The sequence below is a fragment of the Janthinobacterium sp. JF4 genome, from assembly GCF_059617925.1.
In genome coordinates this window covers 1-19,641 of sequence record NZ_JCAQAV010000016.1, presented here as the reverse complement: position 1 = coordinate 19,641, position 19,641 = coordinate 1, and the positions used below count along the sequence as shown (strand labels likewise).

At 62.4% G+C, this 19,641-nt stretch carries 17 protein-coding genes and 1 pseudogene; 5 read left to right on the top strand and 13 right to left on the bottom strand.

The features are described from left to right. Positions 1–11 precede the first annotated feature (11 nt). From iolB to AC54AF_RS14090, 7 genes are all read right to left on the bottom strand, one after another. On the bottom strand, positions 12–812 hold the full coding sequence (gene iolB, locus AC54AF_RS14120; RefSeq protein ID WP_496637028.1) for a 5-deoxy-glucuronate isomerase: 801 nt from the start codon (positions 810–812) through the stop codon (positions 12–14). Continuing rightward, a complete protein-coding gene (gene iolE, locus AC54AF_RS14115; protein WP_496637027.1) occupies positions 809–1,729 on the bottom strand; it encodes a myo-inosose-2 dehydratase in 921 nt (306 codons plus the stop codon). The genes iolB and iolE overlap by 4 nt, the downstream gene beginning before the upstream one ends. Beyond that, entirely contained in the window at positions 1,726–3,555 is a 1,830-nt protein-coding gene (gene iolD, locus AC54AF_RS14110) for a 3D-(3,5/4)-trihydroxycyclohexane-1,2-dione acylhydrolase (decyclizing) (RefSeq protein ID WP_496637026.1), read from the bottom strand. The genes iolE and iolD overlap by 4 nt, the downstream gene beginning before the upstream one ends. Next, positions 3,552–5,498, bottom strand: a complete 1,947-nt coding sequence (locus AC54AF_RS14105; protein WP_496637025.1) for a bifunctional 5-dehydro-2-deoxygluconokinase/5-dehydro-2-deoxyphosphogluconate aldolase — start codon at positions 5,496–5,498, stop codon at positions 3,552–3,554. The genes iolD and AC54AF_RS14105 overlap by 4 nt, the downstream gene beginning before the upstream one ends. Before the next feature lie 8 nt (positions 5,499–5,506). Continuing rightward, complete coding sequence (locus AC54AF_RS14100) at positions 5,507–6,292, bottom strand: ATP-binding cassette domain-containing protein (protein WP_496637024.1); 786 nt, start codon at positions 6,290–6,292, stop codon at positions 5,507–5,509. A gap of 3 nt (positions 6,293–6,295) precedes the next feature. Further along, the gene (locus tag AC54AF_RS14095) at positions 6,296–7,453 is read right to left on the bottom strand and encodes an ABC transporter permease (RefSeq protein ID WP_496637023.1); all 1,158 of its coding nucleotides are present in this window, start codon (positions 7,451–7,453) and stop codon (positions 6,296–6,298) included. Positions 7,454–7,587: 134 nt separating this feature from the next. Then, the gene (locus AC54AF_RS14090; protein ID WP_496637022.1) at positions 7,588–8,634 is read right to left on the bottom strand and encodes a sugar ABC transporter substrate-binding protein; all 1,047 of its coding nucleotides are present in this window, start codon (positions 8,632–8,634) and stop codon (positions 7,588–7,590) included. A 218-nt stretch (positions 8,635–8,852) separates the two neighbouring features. On the opposite strand from AC54AF_RS14090, the gene AC54AF_RS14085 reads away from it, so the two are divergent. From AC54AF_RS14085 to AC54AF_RS14075, 3 genes are read left to right on the top strand one after another with little or no spacing between them, the layout of a single operon-like run. Continuing rightward, entirely contained in the window at positions 8,853–9,719 is an 867-nt protein-coding gene (locus tag AC54AF_RS14085; protein WP_034757651.1) for a MurR/RpiR family transcriptional regulator, read from the top strand. Further along, complete coding sequence (gene iolG, locus AC54AF_RS14080; protein ID WP_496637087.1) at positions 9,712–10,704, top strand: inositol 2-dehydrogenase; 993 nt, start codon at positions 9,712–9,714, stop codon at positions 10,702–10,704. Before AC54AF_RS14085 ends, iolG begins: the two co-directional genes overlap by 8 nt. A gap of 37 nt (positions 10,705–10,741) precedes the next feature. After that, the gene (locus AC54AF_RS14075) at positions 10,742–11,764 is read left to right on the top strand and encodes a Gfo/Idh/MocA family oxidoreductase (protein WP_496637021.1); all 1,023 of its coding nucleotides are present in this window, start codon (positions 10,742–10,744) and stop codon (positions 11,762–11,764) included. Between the two features lie 15 nt (positions 11,765–11,779). Here the strand turns inward: AC54AF_RS14075 and AC54AF_RS14070 are convergent, their stop codons facing one another. Both AC54AF_RS14070 and AC54AF_RS14065 read right to left on the bottom strand, forming a co-directional pair. Then, positions 11,780–12,076 (bottom strand): helix-turn-helix domain-containing transcriptional regulator, encoded by a 297-nt coding sequence (locus tag AC54AF_RS14070; RefSeq protein WP_496637086.1) that lies wholly within the window; start codon positions 12,074–12,076, stop codon positions 11,780–11,782. A gap of 90 nt (positions 12,077–12,166) precedes the next feature. Further along, a pseudogene (locus AC54AF_RS14065) lies at positions 12,167–12,460 on the bottom strand (type II toxin-antitoxin system RelE/ParE family toxin); the annotation flags it as partial. Positions 12,461–12,699: 239 nt separating this feature from the next. Here AC54AF_RS14065 and AC54AF_RS14060 point away from each other — a divergent pair. Beyond that, complete coding sequence (locus AC54AF_RS14060; RefSeq protein WP_496637020.1) at positions 12,700–13,917, top strand: hypothetical protein; 1,218 nt, start codon at positions 12,700–12,702, stop codon at positions 13,915–13,917. A 25-nt stretch (positions 13,918–13,942) separates the two neighbouring features. Beyond that, positions 13,943–14,974 carry a ParB/Srx family N-terminal domain-containing protein gene (locus tag AC54AF_RS14055; protein WP_496637019.1) on the top strand — a complete coding sequence of 344 codons (1,032 nt, stop codon included), beginning with the start codon at positions 13,943–13,945 and terminating at the stop codon, positions 14,972–14,974. A 71-nt stretch (positions 14,975–15,045) separates the two neighbouring features. On the opposite strand, the gene AC54AF_RS14050 is transcribed toward AC54AF_RS14055, so the two are convergent. The 4 genes from AC54AF_RS14050 to AC54AF_RS14035 all read right to left on the bottom strand — a co-directional run bounded on the left by AC54AF_RS14050 (position 15,046) and on the right by AC54AF_RS14035 (position 19,287). Continuing rightward, positions 15,046–16,155: an ABC transporter ATP-binding protein gene (locus AC54AF_RS14050; protein ID WP_436473103.1), complete on the bottom strand. Its 1,110-nt coding sequence runs from the start codon at positions 16,153–16,155 to the stop codon at positions 15,046–15,048. A gap of 9 nt (positions 16,156–16,164) precedes the next feature. After that, positions 16,165–17,040, bottom strand: a complete 876-nt coding sequence (locus AC54AF_RS14045; RefSeq protein WP_034757607.1) for a carbohydrate ABC transporter permease — start codon at positions 17,038–17,040, stop codon at positions 16,165–16,167. Next, the gene (locus tag AC54AF_RS14040; RefSeq protein ID WP_496637018.1) at positions 17,037–17,921 is read right to left on the bottom strand and encodes a carbohydrate ABC transporter permease; all 885 of its coding nucleotides are present in this window, start codon (positions 17,919–17,921) and stop codon (positions 17,037–17,039) included. Before AC54AF_RS14040 ends, AC54AF_RS14045 begins: the two co-directional genes overlap by 4 nt. A gap of 112 nt (positions 17,922–18,033) precedes the next feature. Next, a complete protein-coding gene (locus AC54AF_RS14035; protein ID WP_496637017.1) occupies positions 18,034–19,287 on the bottom strand; it encodes an ABC transporter substrate-binding protein in 1,254 nt (417 codons plus the stop codon). Positions 19,288–19,641: the final 354 nt, after the last annotated feature.

Genomic DNA, 19,641 nt, shown 5'->3' with positions numbered 1-19,641 from the left:
CTTGTCCTTGGTTATTTGGCATGCATCAGCCACTCATGGGCCGGGTCGTTTTTAAAGTGCCACACGCGTTGCGGGCCGGCCATCACGTTCAGGTAATAGCCGTCGTAGCCATACGGCACGGTGACGGGGTGGTAGCCCCTGGGCACCATCACCACGTCGTGGTTTTCCACGGCCATGGCCTCGTCGATGGAACGGTCATCCGTGTAGACTCTTTGAAAGGCAAAGCCCTGTTCCGGATTGAGGCGGTGGTAGTACGTTTCCTCGAGCGAACTTTCCAGCGGGATATTGTCGCTATCGTGCTTGTGCGGCGGATAACTGGACGAGTGGCCGGACGGCGTGACCACCTCGACCACCAGCAAGCCGTCCGCTTCGGCCGTCTGCGGCAGGATGTCGCACACATAGCGGGTATTCGCGCCCTTGCCGCGCACGGAGCGCGTCATGGCAGCAGGCTCGATCAGGCGCGCCGGGCGGTGGGTGGTGGCCGGTGCGCTGCACAGCGCCACTTCCGCAGCGCTTGCAGCCGTGATGGTGACCGCTGTTTCCAACGGGACATACACGGCGTAAGGCGAGACGGCTTCAAACACGCTCTGGCGATTGCCGATCTCACGCCACACGTCATCACCGGCCTGCACCGTGACCGTGCCCGTCAGCACGACGATGCACAGTTCGCGGCTGCCCGTCCCCAGGCTAATGCTCTCGCCTGCTTGCAACCGGTGCGCGGCGAAACCCACGTGCGTCCAGCCGGCGGACGCGGGCGTGACTTCCACGATCTTGCCGCCGGCCTTCTCCGCTTTGACTAATAGCGGGCTCATGCCGCCTCCCGGCTCAGGCGGGGAATGGCCTCGACGAGGTTGGCCAGGTAATCGTGGCCCATCTTCGCGTATTCGTAGCTGGGCGCGACGGCCGGGTCTTGCTCCGCTTCCACCACCAGCCAGCCCGCATAGCCGTGCAGGTACAGGCGCGTCAGAATGGCCGGGAAATCGATGCTGCCGTCGCCCGGCACGCTGAAGGCGCCATTGATGACGGCCTGCAAAAAACTCCAGTGGCCATTGCGGGCCAGTTTCACCACGTTGGCGCGCACGTCCTTGCAATGCACATGGCAGATGCGATCGATGTGCTGGCTTAACACCGCCAGCGCGTCGCCGCCGGCAAAGGTGATGTGGCCCGTGTCGAACAGCAAGCCCACTTCCGGCCCCGTCAAAGCCATCAGCTGATCCACGTCGGCCGGCGTTTCCACGTAGGCGCCCATGTGATGGTGGTACGCCAGCCGCACGCCGTTGTCGAGCAAGTGCTTCGCAAACGCCGTCAGTTTGTCCGCGTAGTACTGCCATTGCTGCAGCGACTGGAAACGCGGACGTTTATACAAAGGGCGCGCTTCGCCCTGGATGGCGTCGGCCACTTCGCCGTACACCATGACGGTGGCGCCGCTGTCGGCCAGCAGGCGCAGATGCGGGCCAACGGCGGCGATTTCTTCTTCCACGGAGCGGTGCGCCAGGCGGCCCGAATACCAGCCGGACACACACGCCAGGCCATACTTGCCCAGCACGGCGTTCAGGGACGGGGCGTCTTTCGGAAACTTGTTGCCCAGCTCAAACCCCACGTAGCCGATCTCGGCGCCTTCCTTCAGGGCCGTTTCCAGCGGGGTTTCTCCCCCCAGCGATGGCAAATCGTCGTTCATCCACGAGATCGGGTTGATGCCGATCTTCACATTCCATGTTGGTGCGTTCATTGTTGTTGTCCTTGGCGGTCGAGTTCATAACGGGCGCGCGCAAGCTGCACGCCGGGCTGGGTGGACACTTCCGGCACGGCCACTTCCCACCAGCATCCCCCCTCTGCGGTCGTGCGCGTGTCGTCCGTGTCGATGCAGATCAGGTAAGTGCGCGCGGCGGCGCGGGCGCGCAGCATGGCCTGTTCCAGTTCGGCAATGTTGGCCACGTGCTCCGACAGCGCGCCCAAGGATTGCGCATGCAGGGCGAAGTCGATACGGGGTGCGCTGTCGGGCAACATATTGTTGAACGAGGCGTTGCCGCAGGCCTGCTGCAAGCGGTTGATGCAGCCATAACCGCGGTTGTCGAGCACGACGATGATGAGCTTTTTGTCGAGCATGACGGAGGTGGCGATTTCCGAATTCATCATCAGGTAGCTGCCGTCGCCCACCATGACGATGACTTCGGCATCGGGTTTGGCCATCTTGACGCCGAGGCCGCCGGCGATTTCATAGCCCATGCACGAATAGCCGTATTCCATGTGGTAGCCGCCCGGTACGCTGGTGCGCCACAGCTTGTGCAGCTCGGCCGGCAAGGTGCCTGCCGCGCAGACAACGATGTCGCGCACAGTAGAATCCGCTGCGGAACGCTGCACGGCGCCGATGACTTCGCCGTCGTACGGCAAGCCGACGACTTCCCGTTTGCCAGTGATCGCCAGCACGGTGTCGCGCCAGGCATTCGCCTCCTGCTGCGCACGCTCCTGCCACTGGCCCGCGCAGTGCCAGTTGCCCAGCAGCCGCGACAATCCCTGCAAGCCGAGTGTCGCGTCCGCCTGCACACCCAGGCCGCGGCGTTTCAGCGCATCAAAACTGTTGACGTTCAGGCTGACCAGCTGCGCCTGCGCAAACAGGGAATTCGATCCCGTCGTGAAATCCTGCAGGCGCGTGCCGATGGCCAGCACCACGTCCGCTTCCGCCGCCAGCGCGTTGGCGGCTGGCGAGCCCGTCACGCCGATGGCGCCCAGCTGCAAAGGATGGTCCCATGGCAAGGCACTTTTCCCGGCCTGGGTTTCCGCCACGGGGATGCCATGGCGCTCGGCAAACGCCTGCAGGGCGGCGCTGGCCTGGCCGTACAGCACGCCGCCACCGGCCACGATCAGCGGCTGCTTCGCGTTTTTCAGCATGGCGGCCGCCTCTTCCAGCGCCTGTTCGACGGCTGGCACGGCGCGGAAACGCACGATGCGCGGTTCGAAGAAATCGGCCGGATAGTCATACGCCATCGTTTGCACGTCTTGCGGCAAGGACAAGGTGACGGGGCCGCAGGCGGCCGGGTCCGTCAAGGCGGCAATCGCCCGTGGCAAGGCGGTGAGCAACTGCTCCGGATAGACGATGCGGTCGAAATAGCGCGACAGCGGCTTGAACGCATCGTTGACGGAGACGCCGCCGTCGGCTGGGTCTTCCAGCTGCTGCAGCACCGGGTCCGGCGCGCGCGAGACGAACACGTCGCCGGGCAACAGCAGTACGGGCAAGCGGTTCACGTGCGCCAACGCGGCGGCCGTCAGCAAGTTGGTGGCGCCCGGGCCGATGGAACTGGTAACGGCCATCATGCGCCGGCGCATGTGCGCTTTCGCATAGGCAATTGCCGAGTGCGCCATCGCCTGTTCATTGTGGGCGCGGTAGGTGGGAAACACATCCTTGTACTGGTACAGCGCCTCGCCCAGGCCCGCCACGTTGCCGTGGCCAAAGATGGCGAAGGCGCCGCCGAACAGGGATTCACCTTCTTCGGTGCGCAATGCCGACAGATAGCGCACCAGCGCCTGCGCCATCGTCAATCTGATCGTGGCGCTCATGCTGCACGCTCCAGGCGGTTGCGCGTGCGCTGCCACAAGGAAATCAGCTGCTCGAAGTTGGCGCGCACGGCGGCGATCAGGCCCGCATCGTCGAGCTCGCCCGCCAGCCAGCGGCGACTCGGTTCCTGAAAGATGGTGCGTCCCACCATGAAGCCGCGGCAGGTGGTGCTGGCACTGGCCTGTTCAAAACTGTCGGCCAGGGCGGCAATGGGCGCGTTCAAGCCAAGTAATACGACGCCACGGCAATACGGATCGCGCTCGTGCACGAGGGCATCGATGGCTTGCCATTGCTGGGCAGACATGCTTTCCAGCTTCCACCATTCCGGATAAATGCCCAGGTTGTACAGGCGCTTGACGGCGCGCAAGACCGTATCGTCACCGTGCGGCAGGGCTTCCGACGGTATCACCTCCAACAGCAGTTCGTGACCGCTCACTTGCGCCGCGTCGTACAGGGCCTTGATCTGCGCTTCCTGTTCCAGCCGGTTTTCCACGGCATCGTCCGGGTGCAGCTGCACCAGGCACTTGATCACGTGCTCCTTCGGCCAGCTGAGCAGGTGCGAGCCGACGGAGCGGCCCCAGTCGAATTGCAGCGGGTTCGAGCCCGGCAATTCGACGGGACGGCCTATCCACCAGCCCCGCCCTGTCGCATCGTTGAGGGCGTCGACACCATAGCGGCCATCGATCAGCACGCCCGTCTTGCCGGCCAGGTTCAAGGCCGTTTCCGTCTGCGCCACGGCTTGCACCATCAATTGCTTCAGGGCCGCAATGGCGGACTCGGGCGCGCCCGTCTGTTGCGCCAGCTCAAAGAATTGCGTGCGGTGGTCAAACGCGAACACGCACAGCTCGTCCCATTGCTGGCGCGCGACCGTCGTGCGGTGCAGGCGGGACAAGGTCGCGTCCTGGTCCGGCTGCGTCAGCTTGGCCGCGTTGGCCAGGAAATAGTCGAGCTCGACGGGCGACGGCATGGCCGGTGCGCAGCCGTGGCGCGACACGACCAGGGCGCCGCAGCCATTCGCGTAGCGGCAGCACGCTGCGTAATCCTCGCCGCGCAGCCAGCCTTTCAAAAAGCCGGAGAGAAACGCGTCGCCCGCGCCCAGCACGTTCAGCACTTCCACGCGCACGCCACGGTAGTTATACGCGTCATCCAAACTGGCCGGCACCACATTGTCGATGACGGCGCTGCCCAGCGGCCCCCGCTTGACGACCAGGGTCGCCAGGGTGGCGGCCCGCACGGCGCGCAAGCTGGCCATGATGTCAGCGCCGCCGCCGGCGATCATGAATTCCTCTTCCGTGCCGACGATCAAGTCGAATTGCGGCAGGATCGCCTGCAAATGGCTGGTCACGCCGTCGTTCGAGACGAAACGCGTTTCGCCATCGGCCTTGCCCGACAAGCCCCACAGCACGGGCCGGTAATCGATGTCGAGCACCGTGCGCACGTTGTTGGCGCGGGCCAGTTTCAATGCCTGCGTGCTGACGGCGTGCATGGCACTGGTAGAAAAATGCGTGCCGGTAATGAGCAAGGCTTTGCTCGACGCAATGAAGGCCGCATCCACCGACGACGCGTCGATGGCCATGTCGGCGCAATTTTCACGGTAAAAAATCAGCGGAAACGTGTCTTTATCCTTGATGCCCAGCATGACGAGGGCCGTCAGGCGGTCGCGGTCGATGCCGACGTGGCTGACGTCGCAGCCCTCCTTCGACAAGGTCTCCGTCAAGAAGCGGCCCATGTGGTCGTCGCCCACCTTCGACAGCATGGCCGATTTGAGACCCAGGCGGGCCGTGCCGAAGGCGATGTTCGCCGACGAGCCGCCCAGGTATTTGGCGAAACTGGTCGCGTCTTCCAGCGTGCTGCCGATCTGCTGCGCATACAGGTCCACCGCCAGACGGCCCAGGCAGATGACGTCCAGCGCGCGGCCCTGGGCAAATTGTGTGGAATTATTCATGGCTATCCTTAAATCGTGACACCGTCGAGTTCACTCATCAGCGTTTGCATTTCCGCACCGCCCGCCATCATGTCGAGTACTTCATCCTTGGAAACGGTTTCCTTGGTGTAGGTACCCAGCGACTTGCCCCGGTTCAAGAGGGTGAACGAGTCGCCCACCGGGTAGGCATGGTGCACATTGTGGGTAATAAAGATCACGGACAAGCCCCGTTCGCGCGCCTTGTAGATCAGTTTCAGCACATTGAACGACTGTTTCACGCCCAGCGCGGCCGTCGGCTCGTCGAGGATCAGCACGCGCGCGCCGAAGTGGATGGCCCGGGCAATAGCCAGGCATTGCCGCTCACCGCCCGACATGGTACCCACGGCCTGGTGCGGGTCGCGCACCATGATGCCCATTTCGGCCAGCTTGTCGCGCGCCGTGGTGGCCGCGTAGTCCATATCCATCACGGGCAGCACGCCGAACATTTTCCTGATCGGCTCGCGGCCCATGAAGAAATTGCGCGCCACGGACAGCAAGGGCACCAGCGCCAGGTCCTGGTAGACGGTAGCCACGCCCAGGTCGAGCGCTTCCTTCGGCGAATTGAAGCTGACGGGCTGGCCATCGACCAGGTATTGCCCGCTGGTGGGCCGGTGTACGCCGGCCAGCGTCTTGATCAGGGTCGACTTGCCGGCGCCATTGTCGCCCAGCAGGCAATGCACTTCACCCGGTTTCAGGCGCAGGGTGACGTTCTGCAGGGCGATGACGGAGCCGAAACGTTTGCTGATGTTTTCCAGCGCAAGGATGTATTCGCTCATGGCTTATCTCGCTTCCGTGACACGGGCACGGACAAAGTTGTTGAACAGTACCGCGATCAGCAGCATGACGCCGAGGAAGACGCGGAACCAGTCCGAATTGATATTGGTATAGGTAATGCCAATCTGCACCACGCCGAAGATCAGCGCGCCGAAGCAGGCGCCGACGACGGAACCGTAGCCGCCCGTCAGCAAGGCGCCGCCGATGACGGCCGCGATGATGGCTTCGAATTCCTTTTGCATGCCGCGGTCGGCGGCGGCCGAGCCCACGTCAAATACTTGCAGGGTGGCAAACAGGCAGGCACAGAAGGCGGTGAAGACAAACAGCGACACCTTGATGGTTTTCACGGGCACGCCCACGTTCTTGGCCGCGTTGGCGTCGCCGCCGACGGCGAAGATCCAGTTGCCGATGCGGGTGCGGGCCAGGACGAAGCCGGACACCAGCGCCAGGCCGGCCCACCAGACGATGACCTTGGGGATGCCCTTGACCAGCGGCGCGCCATTGTCGAGCGCCGTGATCCAGCCCGCCTTGGCCATCCAGGCGAACAGCGAGGTGCCCACTTCGCCATGGAACAGGGTCGTGGCCAGCCAGTCTTCGGCGGCCAGCGCGCCGATGCCGCTGACGATGGTGCGGTTGGCAAACATGATGGACAGGGCCAGGGTCAGGCCGCGCAAGATAAACAGGAAGGCCAGGGTGACGATAAACGACGGCAAGCGCGTCTTGATGACCAGGTAGCCGTTGAGCCAGCCCAGCGCCATGGAACCGGCGAAGGCGAACAGGATGGCAGCCCACACGGGCCAGTGGAAGTAAACGGATGGAATGGCGATCATCATGCCGGCAAAACCGATCATGGAACCGATCGACAGGTCGAATTCGCCGGCGATCATCAGCACGCAGGCGCCGATGGCGATTATGCCCAGGTAGGCGGCCACTTGCGCCCAGTTGATCACGCCGTCGAGGTTGAACATGCCAGAGTCGCCGGCCGTCAGGACGAAGAAGCCGAACACCAGGATGGCGCCCGAGATCGACGCGAATTCCGGGCGGCTGAACAGCCGCTTGAGCCAGCTGACCTGCCCTACGCGCTCATCAAAGCCCTGCTTTTGCGGCGGCGCGCCCGAGGCGGCCATGCCGCCCTGTTCCACGCTTAATTTCACGGTACTCATGCTATGTCTCCCTTGTTTTATAGCAACCTGCCAGCCTCGACAACAATTCCAGGGCGGCAGGACCCGCGCGCCGGCAAGCTTGGCCTGCGCGCGGGGACAACAACTAAGTATTGATTGAATTGAGAAGCCGGTGCTTAACGGAACTGGCCGGCGTATTTCTCTACCTTGCCGATATTGTCCTTGGTGACATAGCCAGGACCGGAACCGATATGGCGCGGGCCATACGATGGTGCCAGGCCGTACTCGGCCAGGCGCGCCTTGAACTTGGCGTTATTGATCAGCTTTTCGCGTACCTTGGCCAGGTCCGTCGTCTTGTCCTGCTTCATGATGGCCAGCACGGCAACGGGGATATAGCCTTGCAGGTAGGGTTGCTGGTCGATGGCAAACTGGATGCTGCCATCCTTGATGCCCTTCGAGATGTCATCGGACAGGTCGAACGTGGCAAACCACATCTTGCCCTTCAAGCCCATTTTCTCCAAGGCCTTCAGCGAAGCGTGGGCCGAGGTGGGTCCCAGCGCCAGCACGGCCTGGGTTTTCGGGTTGTTGCGCAGGAAGGCGCTCAGCTTGCTTTCGATGGTGGTCGGATCTTCGCCCGCATCCAGTGTCGCGGCCTTGAAATCGACGCCGATGGCTTCGGCAAAGCCGCGGCAGCGCTCGAACGACGACGGATTCGTTGCGTAATGGTTGACGCAGACGAAGGACTTGATGCCGGCGGCCTTGGCTTTTTCGCCGGCGCCCTTGCCTGCCTCGTATTCGGGCTGGCCCACGTGCATCACGGCGCCCAGCTGCTCGCTTTGCGCCAGCGTGCCGGAATTGATCGTGACAAACGGAATCTTCTTGGCGGCAACGAGGCCCAGCGGTTTTTGCAGCACGCTGAAGTCGGCAATGCTGACGATCACGCCGTCGTAGTTGCGGGCTGCCGATTGCTCGACCAGGCGCGCCATGTCGGCCAGGTCGCCATTCGGCGGATTGCGGTAGTCGACGCTGACATTGAAGTCTTCGCCTGCTTGCTTGACGGAATTTTTGATCGTATTCCACCAGGAATCGGAATCAGGCGCATGGCTGATCAGCACGAATTTCTCGCCTGCCGCGTGGCTGGCGCTCATGCCCAGACCCAGTCCCAGGCCGAGGCCCAGTATGGCCAGGCGCTTCAGAAATCCCTTACGCTTATTGCTTTGCATGAATGTCTCCTTGAAGGATTAATTTTTATAGTTGCCAGCTTTTGTCGCGTGTCAGCGGGGAACCGGAAAACCGGCAAGACCCGATGCACTGCGCACAGCTTAGGCCACAAAAAAGACAAATGCAATAAAATTTTCAAAATAAATTTAAATAGAAAATCATTTCTATTTTCTGCATTCACTCCTATAATTCTTGCCAGAACCAGCCCAAAGGAAACAGCATGGCAGCCACCGCCCCCATCGAACAACTGATGCAACACATCGCCGCCGAGTACGACAATCTGTCGCGCCAGTTGAAAGTCATCGCCCAATACATCGAGAAGCACCGGGCCAGCCTGATGCTCGAACGCATCAGCGACATCGCCGCCGCCTGCGACGTGCAGCCGTCCGCCATCGTGCGCTTCGCACAGCGCTTCGGCTACACGGGCTTTTCCGAAATGCAAGATGTGTTCCGCCAGGCTTATACGGACCAGGCCGGCGCCACGCCCGATTACCAGCAGCGCATCCGCAAGCTCATTTCCACGCGCGACGCCGCTCTGAGCGCAGGTGACCTGACGCGCGAATTCGTCGGCGCCAGCCGTGCCGGCCTGGACGACCTGGCGGCAGGACTCGACGACGCGCAGCTGGAAGCGGCCGTCAACCTGCTGCTCAAGGCTGAAAATATCTATGTGATCGGCGTGCGCCGGTCGTTTCCGATCGCCTCCTACATCGCCTACGCGCTGGAACACACGGACAAGCGCGTGCACCTGATTAGCGGACTGGGCGGCATGCACCGCGAACAGATGCGCAGCGTGCGCGAACGCGATGTGGCGATCGCCATCAGTTTCTCGCCTTACGGCAAGGAAACACAGCAGTGCATCAAGGCGGCGCAGGACAAGGGCGCCAAGGTCCTCGTGATTACCGACAGCAAGCTGGCCCCGCTCGCGCGGGCCGCCGACGCGCTGCTCACCGTCACCGAGGGCAGCGCCTTCGCCTTCCGCTCGCTGACCAGCACCATCTGCCTGTGCCAGGCGCTGTTCATCGCGCTGGCATACAAATTAGAGCTCGACATCGAAGAAATCCACACACCAGGAGAACATGATGATTGAAGTAGCGTTGTTCGGCGCCGGACGCATCGGCAAAATCCACGCGGCCAACCTGGCCGCGCAACCCGGCGTACAGTTCAAGTACGTGGTCGACGTCAACCAGGAAGCGGCTGCCGCCTTGGCTGGCTTGCATGGCGGCAGCAGCGCCACCGTGGAAGCGGCGCTGGCCGACCCGGCCATCAAGGCCGTCGTCATCGCCTCCAGCACGGACACGCACGCGGACCTGATCCTGCGCTCGGCCGCCGCCGGCAAGGCCATCTTTTGCGAAAAGCCCGTCGACCTGACCCTCGACCGCGCGCGCGCCTGCGCCGCCGCCGTCAAGGAAGCCAAGGTCATGTGCATGCTGGGTTTCCAGCGCCGTTACGACCCGACTTTCAACGCCGTCAAGACACGGATCGAAGCGGGCGAGATCGGCACGCCGGAAGTACTCATCGTCACCAGCCGCGACCCGGGCCCGCCACCCGTCAGCTACATCAAGGTCTCGGGCGGCATCTTCAAGGATATGCTGATCCACGATTTCGACATCTTCCGCTGGATACTCGACGATGATGCCGTCAGCGTGCACGCCACGGGCAGCTGCCTGGTGGACCCGGCCATCGGCGAGGCGGGCGACCTGGACACGGCCGTCGTCACCATCCGCACGGCAAAAGGCCGCTTGTGCCAGATCAATGCCTCGCGCCGCGCCGCCTACGGCTACGACCAGCGCTTCGAAGTGCTGGGCAGCGCCGGCATGCTGCAAGCGGGCAACCACAAGCCGACGGAAGTGACGGCGTATGGCGCGGTGAACGTCAGCGTGGACAAGCCAGAAGATTTCTTCCTGGAACGTTACCGCGTCGCCTACGCGCAGGAAATGGCGCATTTCTTCGACGCCCTCAGCCACGGCACGCCGCTGCGCACCACCGTCCACGATGGTTTGAAGGCACTGGAACTGGCCGAAGCGGCCACCTTGTCATGGCACGAAGGTCGTGTTGTGAACCTCGCGTCGTGAGCCTGTAAAAACACAATAACAAGATACTGGAGACCAGATGTCATCCCCAACATTAAAAGTCGGCATCGTCGGCCTGGGCCGGCTGGGCCAGCGCCACGCCATCAACCTGGCGCAGCGCGTGCCGAATGCCGAAGTGGTGGCCGCGTGCAGCCCCGTGCCAGCCGAACTGGACTGGGCCGCCAGCCAGCTGGGCATCACCACCGGCTATGCCGATTACGACGCCCTGCTGGCCCACCCTGGCCTGGACGCCGTCTTCCTCGTCACGCCCACCTCGCTGCATGCGGAGCAGATCATCGCCGCCTTGCGCGCCGGCAAGCACGTGTTTTGCGAAAAGCCGCTGTCGCTGGACCTGGCCGACTGCCTGAAGGTGGAAGCGGAAGCGGCGCGCCACCCGCATCTGACCATCATGATCGGCTTCGTGCGGCGTTTCGATGCCAGCTACCATGACGCGCAGCAAAAGATCGCCCAAGGTCTGATCGGCAAGCCGTATTTGGTGCGTTCGCAAACCTGCGACCAGAACGACCCCAGCGGCGCTTTCATGCGCTTCGCCCCCACCAGCGGCGGCATCTTCCTCGATTGCAGCGTGCACGACATCGACCTGGCGCGCTGGCTGCTGGGCAACCCCGTGCCCAGGCGCGTGTATGCGAGCGGCACCAACGCCATCCACACGGGATTGCAGGCGTTCAGCGACGTCGACAACGGCCTGGCAACAGTCGAGTTTAGCGATGGCAGCATGGCCAGCTTCATGGCCTCGCGCACCATGGCGCACGGCCATGAAACCCTGACGGAAGTGTTCGGCACGGGCGGCCGCCTGGCCGTGGGCAGCAATCCGCGCCTGAACCGGGTGGAAATTTCGGATGCGCATGGCGTGCGTAATGAATGCACGCCGGACTTCTATGCCCGCTTCGCCGACGCCTTTTTGATCGAGGCGCAGGAGTTTACGGATGCGGCCCTGGGCCGGCGCACCTTGTCGCTGACCTTGCACGACGCGACGGAAGCGACACGCATCGGCCTGGCCATGACGCAAGCGATGCGCGAGGCGCGGCCCGTGGAGTTTTAAGCCACAGGCAGGGACTCAGGCAGCCGGCGCAGGAAATGGACGTTCGGGCTGCCTGGGTTCCACGGCCAGCCGCAAGCCCATGGCGTCGAGGATGGCCGTCAAGGTGCTCAGGGAGGGATTGCCCTCGGGCGACAAGGTGCGGTACAGCTGGGTAGGATTGAGCCTGGCCGCCTGCGCCACGGCAGGCACGCCGCCAAAGGCACGCGTCAATTGACGCAGCACGGCCAGCAGTTCGCCATGGTCGCCGTCGGCAAGGATATTGTTGATCAATTCCAGGGCGAGATCGGGATCGTCGCGGTACAGCTCAGCCATCGCTTCGTCATGCGAGCGGTCTCTTGGTGGTCTGCTCGTGACCTGTTTCACGTCCTCTTTCATGTCCTCTCTCTCCTTCCAGTCGTGCCAGCAGGCACAGGCGTATTCGATATCTTTCGGCTGGGTGCGCTTGTCGCCGCCACACAGCAATAAAATGATCTGCTCGCCGGCAATGGCATAGTAAATACGGTAGCCGGCACCCACATCGATGCGCAATTCCCACACGCCATCGTGGCAAAATTTATGGTCGCCAAAATTGCCGGGCATCATACGCAGCACGCTCCGGACGATGGCCACCCTGGCCGTATTGTCGCGCTGGCGCTTCAGCCATTCCGTATATAAATCCCTGCCCGATGATGTCAGGTAGTGCCGGATCTCGTACATCATATTCGTCCATAAACGAAGAAAGATCAAGGGGAAAATCACGCGCAGACGAAAAAAAGAAGACCACCCATCTTGCTACCAAAGCCGCGCACGCAGGCCGCGAATGCCGGGTTCACTGAGCTACATCAAGATGCGTTTCCCCAGTTACTGTAAAGAAATGATGTGGCGCCTACACGCCTCACGCGCATCCGATTGCGCTATACAATAAGCATCTGCCCAACCGCAAAAACCAGGCCGCCATGACGCACACCGACAGCAACTCCCCTTTACTCGCCGACGTGGCCGAACGCTACGTCAAGCTGGTCCTGGCCATGGGCCAGCACGACGCCTCGTATGTGGACGCGTATTACGGCCCGCCAGAATGGCAGGCAGCAGCGGCACAACAGCAACAGGGTTTGAGCGGCATCAAGGATGGCGCGAACGCGGCGCTGGCCCTGCTGGCCGACGCTGCCTGCCTGCGCGCCGTCAACTTGCGCAAGCAACTGCAAGCCGTGCTGGCGCGCACGGAGATGCTGCAAGGTAAGCGCTTCGATTTCGATACGGAGAGCGCGCGCCTGTACGACGCCGTCTCGCCTCATCACAGCCGTCCGTACTACGAAGCACTGGTGGCGCAGATCGACGCCCTGCTGCCGGGCGACGGTATGGTCAGCGAACGCGTGAATGCCTTGCGCGCGCAACTCGTCATTCCCGCCGACAAACTGCACGCCGTCATGGAGGCAGCCATCGGCGCGGGCCGCGAGCGCACCTTGCGCTACATCGCCTTGCCCGAAGGCGAGGATTTTGTGCTGGAATTCGTCACCGGCAAGCCGTGGAGCGGCTACAACTGGTACAAGGGCAACTACCAGAGCGTGATCCAGATCAATACGGACTTGCCCGTGTACATCGATCGCGCCGTCGACCTCGGTTGCCATGAAGCGTATCCGGGCCACCACGTCTACAACGTGCTGCTCGAACGCGACCTGGTGCGCGGCAAGGGCTGGATGGAATACTGTATTTATCCGCTGTATTCGCCGCAATCCTTGATCGCCGAAGGCACGGCCAATTACGGCATCGAACTGAGTTTCACGGATGAAGAGCGGCTGGACTTCGAACGGCAGGTGCTGTACCCGCTGGCCGGCCTCGAGCCAAAGCTGGCGCCCCGCTATGCGCAACTCAACGCGCTGCTGGCCAAACTGAGCTATGCAGACAACGATATCGCGCGCCAGTACCTCGAAGGCGGCCTGAGCCGGGAAGCAGCGCTGGAATGGCTGGTCAACGTGCGCCTGTACCCGGCCGAGAAATCCGCGCAGCGCCTGCAGTTCTACGACGCCATGGGCGCGTACGTCATCAATTACAACCTGGGCCAGGACATGGCGAAAGCCTATGTCGAGCGCCAGGGCGATACGCGCGCCGCCCACTGGGCCGCCTTCCGCGATCTAATGTCCTCGCCGCGCGTGCCCAGCGCGCTGCTGGCATGAGGCGCCAGCGCTAAAGGAGAGTCGCATGCACGCCACGCCCACTGCCAGCGCCCTGCTGCTGCTGGCCCTGTCCATCAGCCATGCGGCGTGGGCCAAAGATGCCGCCGTCACAGCGGCGCCGGCACTCAGCGCGCGCCAGCAGGCGCTGATGGCCACCGTCGTCGGCAGCGCCGCCCATCCGCGCATCCTGCAGGTGCGCCTCGATGAACTGCATCCGACCCAGCCGGCCATCGGCTACGACCAGGTGTACTACAAGCTGGGACGCTATGCGGCCGAAGAAAAACACATCGCCGACATCGCCAAGCCAAAGAAATTTGCCGACCTGTGCGAGGCCAATGGCCAGGGCGACGTCTTGCCCGGCACGGCCAATGTGCCTGGTGCCACCCTGGCCGCGCCACCGGCCAGCTACCGCTGCAAGGCGGCCGTGGGCAGCCGCCCGGGCGACATGAAAAGCGTCGTCATCGGCCCGAACGGCACCCTGTACCTGACGGACGGCCACCACACGTTTTCCACCTTCCGGGATGCCGATGGCGGGCGCAATCATCAATTGAAGGTCTGGGTCAAGGTCAGCGACAATTTCAGCGCGCTGGGTGAAACGGCCTTCTGGGCCCGCATGCGCGCAGAAAACAAGGTATGGCTGAAAAACGGCCGCAACCAGGCCATCACGCCGCAGCAGCTGCCGCCCGCCATCGGCCTGAAGTCCTTGGGCGACGACCCGTACCGCTCACTCGTCTACTTTACGCGCGGGATCGGCTACGAGCCGCCCGACAAGGCCACGGAATTTCTCGAGTTTTACTGGGCCGACTGGCTGCGCGGCATTCCCGCGCTGGACCTGGTGCAGGTCGACCTGCGCGATCCCGCCGCGTATGCCAATGTGATCCTGCTAACCGCGCAGGCGATGGTGGCGCGGGAACCCGGCGATATCGTCAGCGGCGGCAAGCGTGCCCACGAGCTGGGCGCCCTGCGGGAAGTCAACCGGGAAGCGTTCGATGAGCTGATCGACGACGAGGGCAAGCTGCGTCACGCCATCGCCTATAAAAAATCGCTGGCACAATAAGCGCCGCGGTGTAAACAACAACGGCCCGCCTGTCAGCCGATAGGCGGGCCGTTTTCTACTGCAGATGCCGCTTACGCGATGCGTTCGCCGTTGGCCGGATCAAACAGGGCCGCTTTCGACAGGTTGAACGACAGCTGCATGGTCTGCCCCGGCAGCACGGCTTCGCGCGGATGCGTGCGGCAGGTAACAGCGGCGCCGTTCAGGCGCGTCGTCAGCAGGGTATCCGGGCCGGTCGGCTCGACCAGGTCGATCAGGCAGCCGAGTTCCTGGCCCACGTCGCCGTGCGCGCTGCTCATGTCCGTGATCTGTTCCGGGCGCACGCCCAGGATCACCTCGCGGCCCGCATAGCTGCGCAGCTTGTCGGCCGCGAACGGCAAGGCAAGACGCATGCTCTTGCCCGCGTTCTCGATGGCGACAAATACCTCGCTGCCCTCGATGACAGGCTTGACGGTGATGAAGTTCATCGATGGCGAGCCGATGAAGCCGGCCACGAACAGGTTGGCCGGGTTGTCGTAAATTTCCTGCGGCGTGCCCAGTTGCTGCACCACCCCGTCCTTCATGACGGCGATCAGGTCACCCATGGTCATCGCCTCGATCTGGTCATGCGTGACGTAGACGATGGTCGCCTTCAGGCGCTGGTGCAGCAGCTTGATCTCGGCGCGCATTTCCACGCGCAGCTTGGCGTCCAGGTTCGACAGCGGTTCGTCGAACAGGAACAGCGACGGCTTGCGCGAGATGGCGCGGCCCATGGCCACGCGCTGACGCTGGCCGCCCGACAGCTGCGCCGGACGGCGGTCCAGCAAGTGCGTGATCTGCAGGGTTTCGGCGACGCGGGCGACGATTTCTTCCTGCTCCGCCTTCGGCACTTTTTTCACGTTCAAGCCGAACGCGATGTTTTCGCGCACCGTCATCGACGGGTACAGCGCGTAGGACTGGAACACCATGGCGATGTCGCGGTCCTTCGGCGGCAGGTCGTTGACGACCTTGCCGTCGATGAGGATTTCGCCCGAGGTGACGCTTTCCAGGCCGGCCACCATGTTGAGCAAGGTCGACTTGCCGGAGCCGGAGCCGCCGACGAGGATCAGGAACTGGCCATCCTTGATCTCGATGTCGATGCCTTTCAAGACTTCGACGCCATTCGTGTACACCTTGCGGATGCTGCGTATCGATAAACTGGACATATTCTTTCCTTAACCTTTGACTGCGCCTGCGGTCAGACCGCGCACAAAATATCGGCCTGCGACCAGGTAGACCAGCAGGGTCGGCAGCGCGGCAATCACCGCGGCGGCCATGTTGACGTTGTATTCCTTCACGCCCGTGGACGTGTTGACCAGGTTGTTCAAGCCCACCGTGATCGGCTGCGAATCGCCGCTGGCGAAAACGATGCCGAACAGGAAGTCGTTCCATATCTGCGTGAATTGCCAGATGATGCAGACGACGAAAATCGGACCCGAAATCGGCAGCACGATCTTGCGGAAGATCAGGAAGAAGCCGGCGCCGTCGATGCGCGCCGCCTTGATCAGCTCTTCCGGCACGCCGATATAGTAGTTGCGGAAGAACAGGGTCGTGAAGGCCGTGCCATACACCACGTGCACGAAGACGAGGCCCGTGGTGGTATTGGCCAGGCCGAATTCGCCCAGCAGACGCGCCATCGGCAGGATCACCACCTGGAACGGAATGAAGCAGCCCACCAGCAAGGCGGCAAACAGGATTTCCGAACCGCGGAAGCGCCAGTGCGCGAAGACATAGCCGTTGAACGCGCCCAGGAAGGTCGAGATCAGCACGGCGGGAATCACCATCTTGATCGAGTTCCAGAAGAACGGCTGCATGCCGTCGCAGGTGACGCCCGTGCAGGCCGACGACCAGGCCTTGGACCAGGAATCGAACTGCCATACGTGCGGCAAGGCCAGCAGGTTGCCGCTGCGGATCTCGTCGAGCGACTTGAACGACGTCGACAGGGTCACGTACAGGGGCACGATGTAGTACACCGCGAACAGGATCAGCAGCAGGTACAACACCACCCGTCCCAGGGTGAGTTTGTTGTTACGTGTAGGAGTGTGTGTCATCTCATCGCCTTTGCGCTGCGCGTTTCCAGGTACATCAGCGGCACGAGCACGGCCACGATGGTGGCCAGCATCATCATTGCCGATGCCGAGCCCAGGCCCAGCTGGCCTCGGGTGAAGGAAAACTGGTACATGAAGATGGCCGGCACGGACGACGAGTTGCCAGGTCCGCCAGCCGTCAATGCGATGACCAGGTCGAAGCTCTTGATGGCGATATGCGCGAGGATCAGCAGCACGCTGAAGAACACGGGTCGCATGGCGGGAATCACGATGCGCCAGTAGATCGTCGGCAGCGACGCGCCATCGACTTGGGCCGCCTTGATGATTTCATCATCGATGCCGCGCAGGCCGGCCAGGAACAGGGCCATGACAAAGCCCGACGATTGCCATACGCCGGCGATCACCACCGTGTAGATGGCCATGTCGGAGTTCACCAGCCAGTCGAAGGTAAACGACGTCCAGCCCCAGTCGTGCATGACCTTTTCCAGGCCCAGGCTGGGATTGAGCATCCATTTCCAGGCCGTGCCGGTGACGATGAAGGACAGCGCCATCGGATACAGGTAGATGGCGCGCAGCGCGCCTTCGGCGCGGATTTTCTGGTCCAGCAGGATGGCCAGGAACAGGCCGATGGCGATGCTGCAACCGATGAACAGGACACCGAAGATGCCGAGGTTCTTGAGCGAGGTCCACCAGCGCTCGTTGTCGAACAGCTCGTAGTATTGCACCAGGCCGGCGAACTCGTAGTTCGGCATCAGCCGCGATTCGGTCAGCGACAGCCAACCGGTCAAAAAGATAAAACCATAGACGAATAGCAGACTGGCGATGAGCGTGGGGCCCAGCACCATCTGCGGTATCCATCGGTCGAATTGCTTGCGTATGGACATAGGAGAGCCGTAGAGAGAACTGCGTGTGGCCTGTGCTGGGCGGATGCCAGGGCGCAGGCCTGCGGTGCATGCGATGCAGCGGGCGCCGGCGGGAGTGCCGGCGCCGTCGTGATTACTTCACTTTTGCCGCTTTGGCCAATGCTGCAACCGCGTCTTTCGAGCTCATGTTGGTGTTCATGAACTTGGCGATGACGTCGGTCACGGCGCCTTGCGTGGCCGATGCCAGCGCCATGCCGTGCGCGAACGATGGCACCAGGCCGCCGGTCTTGTTGGTGGCGTCCATGTCTTCCATCGATTTCAGGGCGCAAGCGTCAAACTTGTCCTTCGATACGCCGGAACGCACGGGGATGGAACCCTTGTTCAGGTTGAAGATCGACTGGAACTTCGGATTCATGATGGCGTTGGCCAGGGCGATCTGCCCTTTCTTCGCATTCGCATCCTTTTGCGTGAACATGGCAAACGAATCGATGTTGAAGGTGTAGGCCTTGTCCGTGCCAGGCGCTGCCACGCACAGGTAGTCCTTGCCCGGCACCTTGCCTGCAGCCGTGAACTCGCCCTTGGCCCAGTCGCCCATGAACTGGAAGCCGGCCTTGTTGTTGATGACCATGGCGGTGGCCAGGTTCCAGTCGCGCCCTGCCGCATCCTTGTCGATGTAGGTCTTCACCTTGCCCAGGGTGTCGAACACCTTGAGCATGGTCGGGCCGGTCAATTCCTTCTGATCCAGCTTGAGAATGGCCTTCTTGTAGAATTCCGTGCCGCCTACGCCCAGCGCGACGGATTCAAACACGGTGGCATCCTGCCAAGGCTGGCCGCCGTGGGCGATCGCGACGCCGCCCGATTTCTTGATTTTCTCGGCCGCGACGAAGAACGCATCCCAGGTGGTCGGGGTGGTGGCCACGCCGGCTTTTTTCAGCACTTCCGGATTGACCCACATCCAGTTGACGCGGTGGACGTTGACGGGAGCGGCAACGTAGTGACCCTTGTATTTCATGATGTCGGCGACCACTTTCGGCAGCACGGTATCCCATTTGCCTGGAATGGCGGCATCGTCGATATTGGCCAGCACGCCTTCCGCGCCCCACTCCTGGATCGACGGACCCTTGATCTGGGCGGCCGTTGGCGGATTGCCGGAAATGACGCGCGTTTTCAGCGCGGTCGCGGCGTTTTCGCCAGCGCCACCGGCCACGGCGAAGTCTTTCCAGCCGAAGCCGCTTTCCTTCACGATTTGCTGCAACTGGCCCACGGACTTCGCTTCGCCGCCGGAGGTCCAGTAGTGCAACACTTCCACGTCGGTCGCAAAGGCGCTGCCGGCGAATGCCAGGGTGGTCAACGCGGCCAGTTGGGTAATCTTGAATTTCAGTTTCATCTCCACATTCCTTTTTTGATCAAGCTTTTAGGGGGCTTCGGCATACGGGGGCCGAAAAAGGTGAAATCTGCGCCTGTACCGGCGCTCTTATACTCAGACCCGCTTGCAAACGGGCATCATCTTGGTGTAAAGACGGCGCCGTGATCCATGAAACGACTACATTGCATTTATATCACGGGACGGCGCCAAAAACGCATCCGCGAAGGATGCGCCAGGTTGATTTAGACTTACAACGCCTGCTAACTTAGAACCAGGTTTCTACCTGGAAACCATAAGACGTGCCGCTGGTATTGTTGTTATAGATCGGGCCGCCGTTGTTCGACGCATTGACCGAGGCGGTCGCCGCATCGTTCC

Coding starts and splice junctions, on each gene's coding strand:
- iolB (WP_496637028.1), bottom strand. CDS start 812: ATGAGCCCGCTATTAGTCAAAGCGGAGAAGGCCGGCGGCAAGATCGTG.
- iolE (WP_496637027.1), bottom strand. CDS start 1,729: ATGAACGCACCAACATGGAATGTGAAGATCGGCATCAACCCGATCTCG.
- iolD (WP_496637026.1), bottom strand. CDS start 3,555: ATGAGCGCCACGATCAGATTGACGATGGCGCAGGCGCTGGTGCGCTAT.
- AC54AF_RS14105 (WP_496637025.1), bottom strand. CDS start 5,498: ATGAATAATTCCACACAATTTGCCCAGGGCCGCGCGCTGGACGTCATC.
- AC54AF_RS14100 (WP_496637024.1), bottom strand. CDS start 6,292: ATGAGCGAATACATCCTTGCGCTGGAAAACATCAGCAAACGTTTCGGC.
- AC54AF_RS14095 (WP_496637023.1), bottom strand. CDS start 7,453: ATGAGTACCGTGAAATTAAGCGTGGAACAGGGCGGCATGGCCGCCTCG.
- AC54AF_RS14090 (WP_496637022.1), bottom strand. CDS start 8,634: ATGCAAAGCAATAAGCGTAAGGGATTTCTGAAGCGCCTGGCCATACTG.
- AC54AF_RS14085 (WP_034757651.1), top strand. CDS start 8,853: ATGGCAGCCACCGCCCCCATCGAACAACTGATGCAACACATCGCCGCC.
- iolG (WP_496637087.1), top strand. CDS start 9,712: ATGATTGAAGTAGCGTTGTTCGGCGCCGGACGCATCGGCAAAATCCAC.
- AC54AF_RS14075 (WP_496637021.1), top strand. CDS start 10,742: ATGTCATCCCCAACATTAAAAGTCGGCATCGTCGGCCTGGGCCGGCTG.
- AC54AF_RS14070 (WP_496637086.1), bottom strand. CDS start 12,076: ATGGCTGAGCTGTACCGCGACGATCCCGATCTCGCCCTGGAATTGATC.
- AC54AF_RS14060 (WP_496637020.1), top strand. CDS start 12,700: ATGACGCACACCGACAGCAACTCCCCTTTACTCGCCGACGTGGCCGAA.
- AC54AF_RS14055 (WP_496637019.1), top strand. CDS start 13,943: ATGCACGCCACGCCCACTGCCAGCGCCCTGCTGCTGCTGGCCCTGTCC.
- AC54AF_RS14050 (WP_436473103.1), bottom strand. CDS start 16,155: ATGTCCAGTTTATCGATACGCAGCATCCGCAAGGTGTACACGAATGGC.
- AC54AF_RS14045 (WP_034757607.1), bottom strand. CDS start 17,040: ATGACACACACTCCTACACGTAACAACAAACTCACCCTGGGACGGGTG.
- AC54AF_RS14040 (WP_496637018.1), bottom strand. CDS start 17,921: ATGTCCATACGCAAGCAATTCGACCGATGGATACCGCAGATGGTGCTG.
- AC54AF_RS14035 (WP_496637017.1), bottom strand. CDS start 19,287: ATGAAACTGAAATTCAAGATTACCCAACTGGCCGCGTTGACCACCCTG.